The organism is Isoptericola sediminis (assembly GCF_013085345.1).
Classification (GTDB): domain Bacteria; phylum Actinomycetota; class Actinomycetes; order Actinomycetales; family Cellulomonadaceae; genus Isoptericola; species Isoptericola sediminis.
Window position 1 is genome coordinate 126,697 of the sequence record NZ_JABFAJ010000019.1, and the last position, 14,790, is coordinate 141,486.

The 14,790-nt window shown below is 74.7% G+C and carries 18 protein-coding genes and 3 tRNA genes; 9 read left to right on the top strand and 12 right to left on the bottom strand.

The genetic code is table 11. From position 1 onward, the window contains the following. Positions 1-23 precede the first annotated feature (23 nt). Positions 24-593, bottom strand: coding sequence for an NUDIX hydrolase family protein (locus HLI28_RS10825; RefSeq protein WP_171247531.1), 570 nt, complete (start codon positions 591-593; stop codon positions 24-26). Positions 594-737: 144 nt separating this feature from the next. On the opposite strand from HLI28_RS10825, the gene trxA reads away from it, so the two are divergent. Further along, entirely contained in the window at positions 738-1,115 is a 378-nt protein-coding gene (gene trxA / locus HLI28_RS10830; protein WP_171247532.1) for a thioredoxin, read from the top strand. A 72-nt stretch (positions 1,116-1,187) separates the two neighbouring features. Here the strand turns inward: trxA and HLI28_RS10835 are convergent, their stop codons facing one another. From HLI28_RS10835 to bcp, 4 genes are all read right to left on the bottom strand, one after another. Then, positions 1,188-3,503, bottom strand: coding sequence for a glycosyl hydrolase (locus tag HLI28_RS10835; RefSeq protein ID WP_171247533.1), 2,316 nt, complete (start codon positions 3,501-3,503; stop codon positions 1,188-1,190). 211 nt (positions 3,504-3,714) lie between these two features. Continuing rightward, the gene (locus HLI28_RS10840; protein ID WP_171247534.1) at positions 3,715-3,972 is read right to left on the bottom strand and encodes a DUF6221 family protein; all 258 of its coding nucleotides are present in this window, start codon (positions 3,970-3,972) and stop codon (positions 3,715-3,717) included. 90 nt (positions 3,973-4,062) lie between these two features. After that, positions 4,063-4,147 (bottom strand) — tRNA-Leu (locus HLI28_RS10845). A gap of 36 nt (positions 4,148-4,183) precedes the next feature. Continuing rightward, a complete protein-coding gene (gene bcp, locus HLI28_RS10850; protein ID WP_343035796.1) occupies positions 4,184-4,666 on the bottom strand; it encodes a thioredoxin-dependent thiol peroxidase in 483 nt (160 codons plus the stop codon). A gap of 178 nt (positions 4,667-4,844) precedes the next feature. On the opposite strand from bcp, the gene HLI28_RS10855 reads away from it, so the two are divergent. The 3 genes from HLI28_RS10855 (at position 4,845) to HLI28_RS10865 (ending at position 5,454) form a co-directional block, all read left to right on the top strand. Then, positions 4,845-5,141 carry a GroES family chaperonin gene (locus tag HLI28_RS10855; protein ID WP_171247537.1) on the top strand — a complete coding sequence of 99 codons (297 nt, stop codon included), beginning with the start codon at positions 4,845-4,847 and terminating at the stop codon, positions 5,139-5,141. Positions 5,142-5,231: 90 nt separating this feature from the next. Continuing rightward, positions 5,232-5,307 (top strand) — tRNA-Lys (locus HLI28_RS10860). Between the two features lie 71 nt (positions 5,308-5,378). Beyond that, a tRNA-Lys gene (locus HLI28_RS10865) sits at positions 5,379-5,454 on the top strand. A gap of 48 nt (positions 5,455-5,502) precedes the next feature. On the opposite strand, the gene HLI28_RS10870 is transcribed toward HLI28_RS10865, so the two are convergent. Beyond that, positions 5,503-5,796: a helix-turn-helix domain-containing protein gene (locus HLI28_RS10870; RefSeq protein WP_171247538.1), complete on the bottom strand. Its 294-nt coding sequence runs from the start codon at positions 5,794-5,796 to the stop codon at positions 5,503-5,505. Then, entirely contained in the window at positions 5,793-6,437 is a 645-nt protein-coding gene (locus tag HLI28_RS10875; RefSeq protein WP_171247540.1) for a DUF2975 domain-containing protein, read from the bottom strand. Before HLI28_RS10875 ends, HLI28_RS10870 begins: the two co-directional genes overlap by 4 nt. Positions 6,438-6,473: 36 nt before the next feature. Between HLI28_RS10875 and HLI28_RS15795 the strand changes: the two genes are divergently transcribed. The 5 genes from HLI28_RS15795 (at position 6,474) to trmB (ending at position 10,357) form a co-directional block, all read left to right on the top strand. Then, positions 6,474-7,178 carry a CPBP family glutamic-type intramembrane protease gene (locus tag HLI28_RS15795; protein WP_171247542.1) on the top strand — a complete coding sequence of 235 codons (705 nt, stop codon included), beginning with the start codon at positions 6,474-6,476 and terminating at the stop codon, positions 7,176-7,178. Between the two features lie 251 nt (positions 7,179-7,429). Next, positions 7,430-8,296: a hypothetical protein gene (locus HLI28_RS10885; protein ID WP_171247543.1), complete on the top strand. Its 867-nt coding sequence runs from the start codon at positions 7,430-7,432 to the stop codon at positions 8,294-8,296. A gap of 75 nt (positions 8,297-8,371) precedes the next feature. Further along, a complete protein-coding gene (locus HLI28_RS10890; RefSeq protein ID WP_171247544.1) occupies positions 8,372-9,004 on the top strand; it encodes a hypothetical protein in 633 nt (210 codons plus the stop codon). A gap of 103 nt (positions 9,005-9,107) precedes the next feature. Beyond that, complete coding sequence (locus tag HLI28_RS10895) at positions 9,108-9,515, top strand: pilus assembly protein CpaE (RefSeq protein ID WP_171247546.1); 408 nt, start codon at positions 9,108-9,110, stop codon at positions 9,513-9,515. A 35-nt stretch (positions 9,516-9,550) separates the two neighbouring features. Further along, positions 9,551-10,357, top strand: a complete 807-nt coding sequence (gene trmB, locus HLI28_RS10900; protein WP_171247547.1) for a tRNA (guanosine(46)-N7)-methyltransferase TrmB — start codon at positions 9,551-9,553, stop codon at positions 10,355-10,357. Between the two features lies 1 nt (position 10,358). Here the strand turns inward: trmB and HLI28_RS10905 are convergent, their stop codons facing one another. Genes HLI28_RS10905 through HLI28_RS10925 form a run of 5 tightly spaced genes read right to left on the bottom strand, consistent with a single transcriptional unit; the run spans position 10,359 to position 14,753 of the window. Beyond that, a complete protein-coding gene (locus tag HLI28_RS10905; RefSeq protein WP_171247548.1) occupies positions 10,359-10,964 on the bottom strand; it encodes an energy-coupling factor transporter transmembrane component T family protein in 606 nt (201 codons plus the stop codon). Next, a complete protein-coding gene (locus HLI28_RS10910; protein ID WP_171247549.1) occupies positions 10,961-11,653 on the bottom strand; it encodes an energy-coupling factor ABC transporter ATP-binding protein in 693 nt (230 codons plus the stop codon). Before HLI28_RS10910 ends, HLI28_RS10905 begins: the two co-directional genes overlap by 4 nt. Further along, positions 11,650-12,747, bottom strand: a complete 1,098-nt coding sequence (locus HLI28_RS15985) for a thiolase family protein (protein ID WP_216077614.1) — start codon at positions 12,745-12,747, stop codon at positions 11,650-11,652. Before HLI28_RS15985 ends, HLI28_RS10910 begins: the two co-directional genes overlap by 4 nt. After that, the gene (locus HLI28_RS10920) at positions 12,744-14,159 is read right to left on the bottom strand and encodes an AMP-binding protein (protein ID WP_171247551.1); all 1,416 of its coding nucleotides are present in this window, start codon (positions 14,157-14,159) and stop codon (positions 12,744-12,746) included. Before HLI28_RS10920 ends, HLI28_RS15985 begins: the two co-directional genes overlap by 4 nt. Next, the gene (locus HLI28_RS10925) at positions 14,160-14,753 is read right to left on the bottom strand and encodes a biotin transporter BioY (RefSeq protein ID WP_171247552.1); all 594 of its coding nucleotides are present in this window, start codon (positions 14,751-14,753) and stop codon (positions 14,160-14,162) included. Positions 14,754-14,790: the final 37 nt, after the last annotated feature.

A 14,790-nucleotide genomic window follows, 5' to 3' on the forward strand; every position in this document is an offset into this window, starting at 1 on the left:
GGGCCGCTCGTTCCCGGGCCGGCTCAGTCGAGGCGTCCGACGTGCGCCATCGCCTGGCGCACCAGGGTGCCCTGGCCGTTGACCATCTCGGCCTGCACCGTGTCGCTGCACGCCTCCTCGGGCGTGAGCCAGGCGAGGTCCAGGGCGTTCTGCTGGGGTCGGCAGTCCCCGGTGACGGGCACGACGTAGGCCAGCGAGATGGCGTGCTGGCGGGGGTCGTGGAACGGGGTGATCCCGGGGGTGGGGAAGTACTCGGCGACCGTGAACGGTTGCGGCGAGGCCGGCACGCGCGGCAGCGCGACGGGCCCGAGGTCCTTCTCGATGTGTCGCAGCAGGGCGTCGCGCACCCGCTCGTGGTACAGCACCCGTCCGGTGACCAGAGCGCGGGTCATGTTGCCCAGCGGGCTGGCGCGCAGCAGCAGCCCGACGGCCACGACGTCGCCCGAGTCGTCGACGCGTACCGGGACGGCGTCGACGTACACCAGGGGCAGCTGCGCGCGCACGGCGGCGAGGTCCTCGGGCGTCAGCCAGCCGGTGGGGGCGGACTCGGGCCCGTTGTCGTCGTCCGGCGGGAACTCGGCGGTGTCGGTCACCCCTCGTTTCTACCAGTCGCGCGGTGGCTGGGGCCTGCGCAGGTGTGATCTGCTGGTCGGAGGCCGGACGCGACGGGCCGGGAATACCCAGTGGGGTTTTATTGCTCGCACCCGTAGCAGCACATCCCAACGAGAGGACTTCGCATGGCCACCGTCGAGCTCACCGACTCCACCTTCGAGCAGGCGATCAAGGACAACGACATCGTGCTGGTCGACTTCTGGGCCTCCTGGTGCGGCCCGTGCCGCCAGTTCGCGCCCGTCTACGAGGCGTCGAGCGAGGAGCACCCGGACGTCGTGCACGGCAAGCTCGACACCGAGGCTCAGCAGCAGATCGCCGCTGCCGCCGGCATCAGCGCCATCCCGACCCTGATGGCGTTCCGCGAGGGCATCATGGTCTTCAACCAGGCCGGTGCGCTTCCCGCGCCCGCCCTCAAGCAGGTCGTCGACGCGGTCAAGGACCTGGACATGGACGACGTCCGCGCCCAGATCGCCGCCGCGGAGAACGGTCAGCAGCAGAACTGAGACCACCGCACGACGAACGGCCGCCCCGGGACAGGTCCCGGGGCGGCCGTTCGTCGTCTCAGCGCAGTGGCGTCAGGGAGTCGAGCCGCCCCCGCTGAACGACCGGGCGCCGGTGGCCACGACCTGGCCCGCCGGCACGTCCACGACGGTGCCGTCGGAGAAGGTCACCGTCTGGTCCGTCGCCGTGACGTTCGACGCCACGTAGGTGCGGCCGCCCGTCCCGTCGAAGGCCGCCGCCATCGGGTCGTCGGCGTGCACGTCGGTCGCCACCGTGCCGAGCGCGGCCAGGTTCGCGATCCAGTGGTAGGTGTGCGCGGGCGTCTCGCCCTCCTCGGGGGTGAACGTCGTCGACTGCAGCAGGGACAGGGCCCGGTCCCCGTCGCCGAGGGCCAGGTACTGCCACAGGATGTCCTGCCAGACGGTCGGCGGGCCGCCGTTGACCTGCTCCAGGTGGTCGTACGAGGCGCGCACCGTCTCGGGCGAGGTGCCGAGGTAGAGGTGGGACCCGGTGATCGGCAGGGTGTTGATGCCCTGGATCATCTCGGCCTCGCCGCTGAACCACGTGGCGTAGGCGCCGCCGTCGCCCCAGACCATCCCGACCACGGGGTGCCCGAACGCGTCGGGGTACGTGGTGCCCTCGGAGTCGAACCAGTACCGCTCGATCGCCGCGGCCTGCGTGGCGTAGAGGTAGGCGCCGGCGTCGCGGACCGCGGTGTCACCCGTGGCCTCGCCCCACTGGACCAGGGCACCGGCGAAGTTCATGCCCTCGGAGCTGGACTCCTGGTTGTTCCCGGCGTTGAAGCCGGCGTGCCCGGAGGCCCAGTCGTGACCCGCGTAGATGTCGAAGTCGCGCAGGTACGGGAACCGCTTCTCGGTGCGGTCGTAGTTGTTCGCGTCCCGGATGAGCAGGTCCACCATGCCGCCGTAGTCGGCCGCCCACTGGGGGTCGAACCGGGCGAGGGTCGCCGCGGCCGCGATGTAGTAGCCGTAGTGGAAGTGGTGGTCGTTCAGCTCGGTGTCCGAGCCGTACGACCCGGGGTAGCCGATGAGCGTGCCCCACTCGGCGTCGTAGCCGAACACCTGCTCGGTCTTGCCGGGCGTCGCGGTGAACCACTCGGTGAGCACCGAGCGCACCGAGGCCAGGGCCTCGTCACGCTGCTGGGTGCGGCCGAGCTGGTCGGCGATCTCGATCACACGGGTCGCCCGGCCGAGCGCCTTGCCCGTCCAGTAGGTGTCGGTCCGCTGGAGGTCCAGCGGGTCGGAGATCTGGTCCAGCAGCGCCTCGAGCTCCGCCTGCTCGGCCCCGGTGCCCGTCGCGACGGCGGGGACCTCCGTCAGGACGCCGCCGAACGGCGTGGCCGTGGTGAACGAGTCGACGCCGGTGAGCACGGTCATGTCACCGCGCGCCGAGGTGTAGGTGCCGGTCGCGGGCGTCGCACCCTGCAGGTACGCGCTCTGGTGCGGGTACAGCGCGGCGACCGTGCCGGCGTCGGTGGCACCCGGCCACGGGGTCGTCTCGAAGGTGTAGGTGGTGGTGACCTGGCCGGCGGCCTCGTCGTAGCTGTAGTCCATGCGGGTCGACGTGACCGGGGCGCGCCCCGCCGCGGTGTAGTCGTCCACGAGCGCGTCGCGCTGCGCCGGGCTCACGTCCGGCATCACGGCGATCGCGTACCGCTGCGTCGGCGCGGTGACCGAGCGGCCGCGCACGCTCCAGCTCACGCCCTCGGGTGCGACCGCCAGGTAGTCGCTGCCGCCGGAGGTGAACCCGATGCGGCCGGGCTCGTCGAGCCAGACGGACGCCGGGCCCTGCGTGGTCAGCTGTGCGTCGCCGCCGGTCGCCTCGAACCAGGAGATCGGCAGCCCGTGGCCGATGGTCGCGCGCAGCGCCTGCTGCCCGTCGTCCCACACGGGGGTCACGGTCCAGTCGGTCCAGTCGGCCACCTTGACGTCCTGGGCCGAGAGCCCGCTGACGCCCGCGAGCACGTCCTGGGAGTAGGCGTAGTGGTACTCGTTGGTGCTCAGGGTGGGCTCGGTGGTGTAGCCGATGCCGAGGCCCGTGTTCGTGGGCTTGAACGACGCCGGGTGGGCGTGCAGCGGGGTGCTGAAGCGGCAGTCGGAGAACTTGTACGCCAGCGACGACCACCAGTCGTTGGTGGGCAGCGGCGTGCTGGGCGCGTCCGGCGTGACGAAGGCGCGGGCGTCAGCGGTCACGGCGGCGCAGCCCTCGGGCGTCGGCCCGACGGGGTCGGTCGTGTAGCTGCCCGACCCCACGTCCACGACGTCGGCCGAGGCCGGGGGAGCGGTGGCGGACACGATGCCGGCCAGCAGGAGCGCGGGCACCGCGATCCGTGCAGTGCGCCGACGCCGGGCGGAGTTCCAGAACGTCATCGTTCACCTCATCGGTCGGTCGCTCGGCCTCGACGACCGTCGGCAGCCTCGCCGGCGTCGTCACCGGCTCCGAACGATCGCGTGGGAGCGATCCCACGACCCTAGTGACACGGTGGTGACACGTGCAACCAATGTCTCAGTCCCTGGGAGCGTGCAGGTCAGCAGGGTGCGGCGGACCCGTCGGGGCGCCACCCGGCTCGAGAGCGGCTCGTCAGGGTCGCCACTCGTCCCGGTAGTCGGGGTGGTCGGAGAAGTCTGCCGCGCTCTCGCGCATCAGCCCCTCGGCCCAGGAGGCCTGCGCGGGACCGAACAGGCCCTGCTCGTACTGGTCGGCGTGGGCGTGGAGCTCGCGCAGCTCCGCCTCGCGCTCGGGGGTGAGCGGGACGTGACCGTGCTCCCCGCGGTGCTTGCCCTCGTGCTCCAGCAGCTCGGAGATCCGGGCCTTGAGGAATGCGCTCAGCGTGGACATGACGTCGCTCCCTTCACCGCCGCGACGGCTCGCGCCGCGTGCGCGCCGTCATCCTCGACGGTACGCCGCGACGGCCCGCGCGGCGCGGGATGGTGCGCGAGGCGGGAGTCGAACCCGCACGTCCGAGGACACCAGGACCTAAACCTGGCGCGTCTGCCTGTTCCGCCACTCGCGCGTGGCCACCCCGATCCTACGGGGCGGCGTGCCCGGGTCAGGCGGCGTCGATCCCCAGCTTCGTGCGCAGCCGTGCCACGTGCCCGGTCGCCTTGACGTTGTACTGGGCGAGCTCGACGGTCCCGTCGGTGCCGACCACCACCGTCGAGCGGATGACGCCGACGTAGGTCCGGCCGTAGTTCTTCTTCTCGCCCCAGGCGCCGTAGGCCTCCAGGACCTCGTGGTCCGGGTCCGAGGCCAGCGGGAACGTCAGGCCGTCGCGCTCGGCGAAGGCGGCGAGCCTGGCCGGCTCGTCGGGGGAGATGCCGACGACGGCGTACCCGGCCCCCTGCAGCGCCTCCAGGGAGTCGCGGAAGTCGCAGGCCTCCTTCGTGCACCCCGGCGTCATCGCCGCGGGGTAGAAGTACACGACGACACCCTGCTCGGCGCTCTCGCGCAGCGTGGCCAGCGACACGGTGCTGCCGTCGGCGGTGGGGAGGGTGAAGTCGGGGGCGGTGTCGCCGGTGGCGAGACGGGTCACGGGTGCTCCTGGTGCTGCGGGGACGGGACCGTCGCTCAGCCTATCCGCAGGTCGCGCGACGACGTCGGGCGATGCGGTGCGCGGACGGTTCTCGCGTAGCGTGGACCCCGTGAGTCCCGCAGCACCTCCCACCGCGGCCGGGGACGGCGAGCAGGCCGTCGAACCGCTGCCGATCCGCATGCTCCACGACCGGGTCCTGGTCGACCCCGAGATCGACTCGGCCGAGCGGCAGTCCTCGGCCGGGCTCGTCATCCCGGCCACCGCCAGCGGTCCGAAGCGGCTGGCCTGGGCGAAGGTCGTGGCCAAGGGCGAGCACGTGCGCCAGGTCGAGGTCGGCGACCGGGTCCTCTACGACCCCGAGGAGCGTGCCGAGGTCGACCTGGGTGGCACCGACTACGTGCTGCTGCGCGAGCGCGACGTGCACGCCGTCGCCGAGCGGTCCGACGACGGCGGGGCGACGGGTCTGTACCTGTGACCTGCGCCGCTGTCGCGGAGGTCACACACCGCGCGGCGAGATCCGGTTGTCACCCCGCGCCGCGGTGCTGGTAGAGTTCCATACCGCTACGCGCCATTAGCTCAATTGGCAGAGCAGCTGACTCTTAATCAGCGGGTTTGGGGTTCGAGTCCCTGATGGCGCACCACGCACGCGGAGCTCACCACGTGGTCTCCGCGTGCACAGCGGCCGGCATCGAGCACTCGACGCCGTCGTGTCGCGCCATTAGCTCAATTGGCAGAGCAGCTGACTCTTAATCAGCGGGTTTGGGGTTCGAGTCCCTGATGGCGCACCACCGCGAAGGCCCCCGTCGCTCCGGCGCCGGGGGCCTTCGTGCTGTCCCCTAGGCGCCGTCCGTGCCGTCCGTGCCGGCCTGGCGGTCACCGTCGCCGTCCGGGCCGGGGTCCACGCTGAGCAGGTCGCCGGGCTGGCACCCGAGCGCGTCGCAGACCGCCGTGAGCGTCGAGAAGCGGATCGCCCGGGCCCGGTTGTTCTTGAGCACCGAGAGGTTCGCCACCGTGACGCCCGCGGACTCGGCGAGCTGGGCGAGGGTCAGCCCACGACGTTCGAGGAGCCGGTCGAGGTGGGCCACCACGCGGTGCGGGGGGCCGTCCGTGGCGTCGTCGCGTGGTGTCACACCAGTCCTCGCAGCTCGTCCCGCATGGCGGCCCCGTGCCGCAGCAGCACCGCCACCCCCCAGAGGGTCGCGGCCACCGCGAACGCCGTCACGGGCACCACGACCTCGCCCGCCGGGTCGGTCGCCCCCGGTGCCGTGAGGGAGCCGGCGGCGACGGCGCCGCGCACGAGCACGAGATGGCCGGCCGTCGCGACGGCCGCGGCCAGCAGGCCCCCGCTCAGCACGACCGTGCCGACCTGCCTCAGGTGCCGCGCGTTGTCGGGGTGGAAGGCGTCGCCGGTCTCGGTCGTCCGGACGACCCGGCGCAGCAGCAGCCCGCAGGCGACCGCGGTGAGGCACCACGCCACGGCGGGGGCGAACACCCACAGGCGCTCGCCAGCCGTGGGCTCGACGATCGTCAGCGTCGAGGTCGTGGTCCCGCCCAGCAGGTGGCGGCCGTCGTCGCTCGCGGTGGTCGTCGCCTGCCAGGTGACGGGGACGAGCAGGTTGTCCGCGACGAGCGCACCGGTCCCGGCGAGCAGGGCGGCCACGGCGGCCAGCACGGTCAGCAGGGTGACGGCGCGCGAGGCCGTCCGTCGTGGTGTGGAGGCGTCGTCGGTCCGCCGACGACGCCATATCGACAATCGATACGCTAGGGTCATGGCATCACGATAATCGATATGCCAGTGAGGTGCCTGATGTCGACCGTCCCTTCCCGCACCAGCGCCCGGACCCGGGCCGGAACCGTCACCCTCTTCCTCGTCGGCTGCCTGCTGTGGTTCGTGGGCGCGCCGATCGTCGTCGGCGTCCTCACCGACCTCGGACCGGTCGTGCTGGTCGGCCTCGCCGCCGTCCAGCTCGCGGGGGCGGCGGGGACGGCCGCGTGGTGGCTGCGACGCCGCGGGGTCGGGCCCGCCGCCGTCGGGATCGGGGCCGGTCGGTGGCGGCGCGACACGCTGCTGGCCCTGGCGACGGTCCCGCCCCGGCTGGCGCTCGAGCTGGGCGTCCTCGTCCCGCTGGCCGGGGGCGTGGCGAACGAGGGCGTCCAGGAGGTCCTGCGCCTGACGTCGGGCGGCTGGTCGGCGGTCGTGGGCGCGCTCGTCCTGGGCGTGGTGGGTGGCGGGCTGGCCGAGGAGCTGTGGTTCCGCGGCGTCCTCGTCGGTGCCGTCCCGCAGGTGTTCGCCGACCGTCGTCGGGCCCGGGCCGTGGCCGTCGTGGTCTCGGTCGCGCTCTTCGCCGTGCTGCACCTGCCGGCGACCGTGCCCGACCTGGTCTCGATCCTCGTCGCCGGGGCGACCTACACGGCGCTCTTCGTCGGCACGGGGCGCCTCACCGCGCCGGTGGTGGCGCACTCGTGCTGGAACGCCACCGTGATCGTGGCCCTGGTGGTCCAGCACGGGTGACCCGGACCGCCGTGACCGCATTGTCGGGTCAGCGTCCAAGGTCCCGGTCGCACGGGGTCGTCCTGCACTGTACGGACAGGGATGTCCGGCGCGACGATCGAAGGACATCTCAGGGATCCGGTGCCGCCCCGGACCAGCGTGGCCCCTCGGTGGTCGAGATCCCGCGCACGGGAGCGAGGCGAACGATCATGATGACGAGGTCGACGCGACGTGGCGTCGGAGCTGTCGCGGGAGCGGTCCTGCTGACGACGATGAGCATCACCGGCGTCCAGGCGGCGCCCGGGGGCGGCGGCCCGCCCCATCCCCCGGGCGACGAGGGCGAGCTGGGGGCCAACAACCTGTCCGTCCCGACCGTCTTCGTGCCCGGCTCGGCCGGGTCGCCGTTCGGCGGGACCTGCACGGACGGCGACGACTCGGTCGACCCGGCCGGGACGAAGGGCGTCGACACCGACGGTGACGGGATCCCCGACGAGCACCTGGACTACTGGGTCCAGGGGATCGCCACCTGGCAGGCCGACTGCGCCGAGGCCGCGGCCGACACGCTGACCGTCGGTGCCGAGTGGGGGGACAACCTGCAGAACGCCCCCCTGAAGGCCGGGACGCCCATCCGGGTGGAGATCGGCCTGTTCGCCGACCCGACCGCGTTCCCGATGCCGGGATACACGGTGGTGAAGCTGGACCCGACGCTGCTGGACCGTGAGTCCCACTACGGGACGCTCGGTGTCGAGGAGTCCCCGTACCCGGAGGTCCGGGCCTGGGACGGCGGGGCCACCCTCGACATCCGCACCACCGACGGCTCGGTCGTGGTGGCGGACGAGATCGCCTACGGCGCGGAGGTCAACTCCACGGGCCGGGTCGTCTACGGCTACAACTGGCAGAAGCCCGTCGGCGGTGAGTACCTGATCACCGTCACGACGCCGGCCGTCGGGCTCGGGGCGACCGATGCCGGCACGCTCAGCGACAGCGACGGCGACGGCGTCGACGACACGGTCACCCTGGTGGTCAACGTCGGGAACAAGGGCGGCGGCAACGGTGGCGGCAACGGCGGCCGGCCGGCCGACCGTCCCCGAGGTGGCAACGGCGGTCAGGGCGGCGGCAACGCCCTCGGCCGGGGCTGATCCGGCCGGGCCGCGTGGGTCGGGTGCCGCCACGGGTGGCACCCGACCCGGCCGGCCGGCGGAGAGGAGTGGGACATGTCCAGGATGGTGAGCAGGCTGTCGCGGACCCTGCTGGCGGTGCTCCTCGTCGGAGCGACCGCCCAGGTGGCCGCGGCGGCGGAGGGGGAGTCCACCCCCGGGGTCACCGTGACGGCGGTCAACCCGGCGTCCGCGCTGCGCGACGGCGGGCTGCGGATCGCCCTGACGGCGCACAGCGGGACGGACGGTGACGGCGTGACGTCGTGCCGGCCGCAGGGCGCGACCATCGACTGCTGGGGCTCGCTGGTCCTGCAGACGCCCGGGTCCGACGGGCTGCGCCTGGCGGACCTCGAGGTCCACCGCGTCATGGTCGGCGGTGAAGGCGGCGGTCACGGCGGGGGCCATGACGGCCATGACGGCCACCTGGCCTTCCCGGACGCGGTCGTGGACGGTGCCGGGCAGCAGGCCGTCGTCAGCGGGCAGGCCGTGCTGCGCGACCCGGGGAGCACCGGGCTGCCCCGCGGAAGCGCCGTGCAGGTCAGGATCCACCTGACGGACGTCTCGCAGGTCGCGGGGCACGACCTGGTCGACGTGCAGGTCAACGAGCTCGTGCACGGACCTGTGAAGCCCGTGCTGTACGAGTCCGGGCCGCAGCCCGTCCAGCAGGTGGGGATCCACCCGCAGGGCTGACCCGTCGACGAGCCGCGGCCCGGCCGGGAGCGCACCCCGGCCGGGCCGCCCGAGCCGACGGCGACCCGTTGGCGTCCACGGCCTGACGGTGCACGATGGGGTGATGATCTCCACGGAGCTCGCCACCCGGTTGCGCGACGCGGGACTCCTCTGGAAGCCCGCCGACGGCGACCGCTTCCACATCGACGCGCCCGACCTCCTCGAGGACGTCTTCACGGTCTCGACGCTCGTGGTGGAGGCGCACCACTTCGACACCGGCACGATCCTGGGCTTCAACGGGACCACCGAGTGGGCGCTGGACTCCGTCGACCTCGACGACACGCTGTGGCTGCCGCGCGAGGACCAGCTCCGCGAGCTGCTCGGCAGGACCTTCCGGGCCCTGCGGTACGACGGAGAGGTCTTCGCCGTCGAGGTCGAGCTGCTCGGCGAGCAGCGCGTCTTCGAGGCCCGCGACGCGTCCGACGCCTACGGCGAGGCGCTGCTGGCGCTCATCGGGCTGTCCTCGGTGTGACTCGGACGGGCCGCGGTCACGACTACCCTGGTCCGGTGCCGAACCCATCGCAGGAGAAGCCGGAGGTCCCCCAGGACGCTCCGGACACCGTCGACACCCGTCACCATCGCCGTCCGCTCAGCTTCGTGCGGCGCACCGCGCGTCTGACCCCGGGGCAGCAGAAGGCGTGGGACACGCGCCGTCACCGCTACCTGGTGGACGTCCCGCGCGAGCACCGGGACCTCTCGGTGCACCCGGACTGGCAGTTCGACCCGGTCGCGGAGTTCGGCCGCACCGCCCCGCTCGTGCTCGAGATCGGGACGGGCCTCGGCGAGTGCGTCGTGCACGCCGCGGCGACCCACCCCGAGCGTGACCACCTGGCGGTCGAGGTCTACCGGCCGGGTGTCGCGCAGACCATCGTGCGGGCCGGGCACGCCGGTGCCGACCCGGCGGTGGCCGGCGGGGACCCCGGGCACGAGCTCGACAACCTGCGGATCATGCAGGTCGACGCCGCCGAGCTGCTCGGTCACGGGCTGCCGGAGGGCAGCCTGGACGAGCTGTGGGTGTTCTTCCCGGACCCGTGGCCCAAGAAGCGGCACCACAAGCGCCGTCTCGTGACCCCGGCCTTCGCCGAGCTGGCGGCCCGCGCGATCCGGCCCGGCGGCCGGTGGCGGCTGGCGACCGACTGGGCCGAGTACGGCGAGGTCATGCTGGAGGTCGGCGACGCCGCCGACGGCTTCCGCAACGCCCACGGACCGGGCGGCCGGGCCCCGCGCTTCGAGGGCCGGGTCATGACCAGCTTCGAGCGCAAGGGCCTGAACGCCGGCCGTTCGGTGACGGACCTGGAGTACGTCCGGGTCTGACTCAGTCGTCCAGCCCGCGGGCCCGCAGGGCCTCGCCGAGCGCGTCGGCCCGGCGCAGGGACCCGACGACCAGCGGGACGGCGAAGGCGCGCACGTCCGCCTCCCGGCCCCGTGCCCGCTGGGCGTCCCGGACCCGCGCGGCCAGGTCCGCCAGGACCGGCACCGAACGCAGCGTCAGGGCCAGCACGAGCGCCACCCGCTCGGGGTCGACGCCCCACCGGCGGCCCGGCCGCAGCGCGTGCTCGAGGGTGTCCAGGACGTCCTGCGTCGCCGTGGTGGCCGTCACCAGGCCGGCGAGGGCCACCAGGGCGACGAGCCGGGTGCTGAGCACGACGGCCTCGACCGGGCCCAGCAGCCACCACTGCACCGCCAGCAGGCACACGACCACCCAGCGCAGCGGGCGGACGTGGGCCCACAGCACGCGCGGGCCGAGACGGGCGAGCGCGTGCAGCGCGACGACACCGACGACGGCGACCCCCGCCCCGAGCGGACCGTGCACGCCCAGCAGCGCGAGCGAGCACAGGCACAGCGCCACCAGCTTCGGGCCGGCGCCGAGCCGGTGCACGGGCGAGCCGCCGGTCGGGGCCGCGGAGGTGGTCCCGGTCATCGGACCGGCGCCGCCATCAGCGTCCGGTAGGCCGGCACGGCCACGGCCGGGACGTCGTCCACCACGACGCGACCCTCGTCGACCACGAGCACCCGGTCGTAGCCGTCCACGAGGTCCAGGTCGTGGGTGACGAGCACGACCTGCTGCTCCAGGGCCGCCAGCCGGTCCGCGATCAGCCGGGTGTTGCGCAGGTCCAGCAGCGTCGTCGGCTCGTCGGCCACCACCAGGTCGGGGGCGGTCACGAGGACGCTCGACAGCGCGAGCAGCTGCTTCTGCCCGCCCGAGAGCAGGTGAGCCGGGTGGTCGGCGTGGTCCGCCAGCCCGTGCCGTGCCAGCTCGGCCGCCACCCGGTCCCGGACCTGCGCGCGGGACAGCCCCGAGCCGCGCAGCGAGAAGGCGACGTCCTCGGCGACGGTCGGCATGACGATCTGCGCGTCCGGGTCGGTGAAGACGAACCCGACCCGGCGACGGACGGCCCGGCCGTGCCGCCGCACGTCCAGCCCGTCGACCAGCACGCGGCCCGACGTCGGGGTCACCAGTCCGTTGAGCAGCCGGGCCAGGGTCGACTTGCCGGACCCGTTGGCGCCGATCACCGCCACCCGCCGCTCGGTCAGCCGCACCGACACCCCGCGCAGCACGTGCCGGCCCTCGCGCCGCACGTGGACGTCGTCGAGCACGATCTCGCTCATCGCACGACCTCCAGCAGCAGCGCCACGCCGACGCCCCCGGTGCCGGCGGCCGTGGCCACGCCCAGCGCCCCGGCCGGTGCACCGCCGCGGACCAGGCGGGAGTACAGCCGCACGACGGCGATCGCCCCGCTCGCCCCGAAGGGGTGCCCGGCCCCCAGCGCGCCGCCGTCCGGGTTCCAGCGCGGGTCACCCAGCGGGTCCAGCCCCAGGTCCTCGGCCACCACGAGCGCCTGGACGGCGAAGGCTTCGACCACCTCGACCGCCGCCAGGTCCGCCGGGCCCACGCCGGCGCGCTCGCACACCGTGCGCGCCGCCCGCACCGGCGCGAGCAGAGGCATGTCCGGACCGCACGCGACGGTGGCCGCACCGCGGACGCGCAGCCCGGGGGCTCCGTCGGGGACGATCGCCACGGCGGCGGCCCCGTCGGCGGCCGGGGCCGCCGAGGCCGCCGTCACCGACCCGTCGGGGCCGAAGGCGCCCGGCAGCCGGTCCAGGACCCGGCCGGGCAGGAGTCGGGCGTGCTCGTCGCGGTCCAGGCCGCCGACGCCGGTGACCTCCGGCCCGAACAGCCCGGCCTCGTGGGCCGCGCGCACGCGGCGGTGCGAGGCGATGGCGTAGGCGTGCTGGCGCTCGCGGGTGACGCCGCGAGCGCGGGCGAGCCGGTCCGCGGCCTCACCCGCTTCCGGGTCGGCCCAGGGGGGCGGGGCGAACGAGGCCCGGCGGTAGTCGAGGCGGCCGTGCGACCGTGCCGGGGCGCGGGTCGTGCTCTCCACCCCGCCCGCGAGCACGACGTCCGCGTGACCGGCGTCGACCAGCGCCGCGCCCGTCGCCACGGCCGCCAGCCCGGAGGCGCACTGCCGGTCCACGCTGATCCCGGGCACGGCGAGGCCGAGGCCGGCGAGCGCCGCCCGCCGGGCCACGTTCCCGCCGTGCCCGGCGGCGTTGCCCAGCACCACGTCGTCCACCCGCCCGGCGGACGCGTCCTGCGCCGCGGCGCTGAGCACCGCGGCGGCCAGCCGTGTCTCGTCCGCGTGGGCGTGCCCGGCGGCAGGACGCCCGACCCAGGTGCGGCGTGCCGCGACGACCACGCTCACCGCAGCACCGTGAGGTCGCCGACGCGCGCGGACGGGTCGTGTCCCGCCACGGCCGCGCCCAGCGCGGACCGCGCGGCCTTGCCGTTGGAGGTCCGGGGCATCGCAGCGAGTCGGTACCAGCGGCGGGGCCGTTGCGCGGGGGTGAGGGTCGCGCGTGCGACGCGCTCGAGGTGCGCGCGCAGGCCGGACCGGTCGTCGGCCTCGACCACGGCGACGACGACCGCGCCGAACCGGCGGTGCGGCGCCCCGACGACCACGACGTCGCGCACCCCGGGCACCGGGCGCAGCGCCGCCTCCACGTCCTCGGGGACCACGGTGGCGCCGGCGGTGAGGATCGCGCCGTCACCACGGCCGCGCAGCCGCAGCGCGCCGTCGGCGGGCAGCGACGGGGTGCCGGAGGTCGGCAGGTCGGCCAGGTCACCGACCGTGCACCAGCCGTCCTCCGTGCGCAGCGGACCGGAGGCGCCGGCGAGGTACCCCGTCGCCGTCCAGGGCGAGCGCACCCAGACCTCGCCCAGGCGGGTGCCCGGCTGCGGACGCACCTGGACCTCCACCTCGGGGAACGGGACGAGCCCGGCTCCGGTGTCGATCGCCACGAAGCTCAGCTCGACCGCGCCGTAGTAGGTGACGACCTCGACCCCGTGGGCGCGGGCCCGCTCGTGCTGGACGGGGTCCGTCCCGGCCCCGCCGACCACGGCGGTGCGCAGCCGGGAGGGCATCCCGGCGTCGAGCGCGTCGAGCACGTCGTCGAGACGGGACGGCACCAGGTGGGCGACGTCGGCCGCGGCGAGCGCCGCCGTCGTGGCGGGGGCGGAGGGTGCGAGCGTCACGCCGGCACCGGTCGCCAGGGCGTGCACCGCGGCGAAGCAGTGCAGCGAGCTGGTGAGCGGCCCGGTGACCAGCACCGTGTCCTCGGGGCGGGTCCCGGTCAGCCGGGAGACGTGCTCGAACGACGCCGTCCACGACCCGCGGCTGCGCACCACCGCCCGCGGGCGCCCGGTGCTGCCCGAGGAGAACCCGGCCCAGGCGGGGGTCGAGGCGTCCGGCGCGGGCCCGGGGGACGGGGGAGGACCGCCGTGGCCGCGGGGGAGCGGGGTGCGCACCTCGGTGGCCGGAGCCAGGGCGCGCAGCACCTCGGACCGCTGGTGCCCGGGCCAGGCGGGGTCGCCGACCAGTCCGACGCCGCCCGCGTGGTCCACGGCCAGCAGCGCGACCAGGGTGTCCAGCGGGTCGGGGAGCGACAGCACCACGAGGTCGCCGGTGACCGTGCCGGTGGCCCGCAGGTGCCCGGCCCCCGCGACGACGTCGGCCGCGAGCTCGGCGTAGGTGCGGCTGCGCTCGCCGCCGCGCACGGCGACCCGGTCGGCGGCGGGGCCGTGCGCGTGGCGCAGGACGTGGTGGGCGACCGGCACTCAGCCCTCCTGACCCGGCCGGCGCAGCGCCGACGGGTAGGCCCGTGCCACGGCGGCGGTGACGGCGGCGCAGGCCAGCGCCTTGAGCACGTCCCCGGGGAGGAAGGCCAGCGACAGCATCGCCGTCTCGGGCAGGGGGACGCCCGTCAGCGCGGCCTGGACGGGGATCCCGACGGCGTAGACGACGCCCACCCCGCCGGCGAGCGCGGCGGCCAGCACCCCGAGGAAGGTCACGCGGCGCTGCCGCTCGACGAGCCAGCCCACGACGAAGGCGCCCGCGACGAACCCGACGAGGTATCCGGCCGAGGGGCCGACGAACACGCCCAGCCCGCCGCGGCCCCCCGCGAGCAGCGGCAGCCCGGCCGCCACGAGGGCGAGCAGCGTCAGCACGGCCAGCGCACCGCGCCGCGCGCCCAGGATCGCCCCGGCGAGCATGACCCCCAGCGTCTGCAGGGTGATCGGGACGGCGTTGCCGAACAGCGCGATCGACCCCGGCAGGCCGAGGACGGCGAGGAGGGCGGCGAAGGTCGCGATCCGCGCGGCGTCGGCGGTGGTGGTGGTCCGGGTCGTGGTCCCGGCGACGGTGTCGGTCAACGGCGCTCCTTCGTCGTGCGCGGTGCGGGGGCGATCC